This is a genomic window from Paraburkholderia sp. RL17-381-BIF-C, assembly GCF_046026435.1.
Taxonomy (GTDB): Bacteria; Pseudomonadota; Gammaproteobacteria; order Burkholderiales; family Burkholderiaceae; genus Paraburkholderia.
Genome location: NZ_JARESX010000207.1, coordinates 1 through 728 on the forward strand (window position 1 = coordinate 1; position 728 = coordinate 728).

At 63.0% G+C, this 728-nt stretch carries 1 protein-coding gene; it reads left to right on the forward strand.

Annotated elements, in window-relative coordinates; genetic code table 11:
• On the forward strand, positions 1-728 hold a 728-nt coding region (locus P0D70_RS36715), incomplete at both ends, for a citrate/2-methylcitrate synthase (protein WP_408188125.1).

The following is a 728-nucleotide window of genomic DNA, read 5'->3' on the forward strand; positions in this document are numbered from 1 at the left end:
GAATGGATCCCGGCCGCAGCACACCCGATGGACGTGATGCGCACCGGCGTGTCGGTGCTGGGCACCGTGCTGCCGGAGAAAGACGATCACAACCTGCCGGGCGCGCGCGACATTGCCGACAAGCTGATGGCCTCGCTCGGTTCGATGCTGCTCTACTGGTATCACTATTCGCACAACGGCAAGCGCATCGAAGTGGAAACCGACGACGACTCGATCGGCGGCCACTTCCTGCATCTGCTGCACGGCGTGGAGCCGTCGAAGGCGTGGGTCGACGCAATGCACGTGTCGCTGAACCTGTACGCCGAGCATGAATTCAACGCATCGACCTTCACGGGCCGCGTGATCGCGGGCACGGGATCGGACATCTATTCGGCGATCACCGGCGCGATCGGCGCGCTGCGCGGGCCGAAGCACGGCGGCGCCAATGAAGTCGCGTTCGAGATCCAGTCGCGCTACCAGACGCCGGACGAAGCCGAAGCGGACATCCGCCGCCGCGTCGAGAACAAGGAAGTGGTGATCGGTTTCGGCCACCCGGTGTACACGATTTCGGACCCGCGCAACAAGGTCATCAAGGAAGTCGCGAAGAAGCTCTCGAAGGAAGCGGGCAACACCAAGCTGTTCAGCATCGCCGAGCGGCTGGAGTCGGTGATGTGGGAAGCGAAGAAGATGTTCCCGAATCTGGACTGGTTCAGCGCGGTCTCGTATCACATGATGGGCGTGCCGACGGC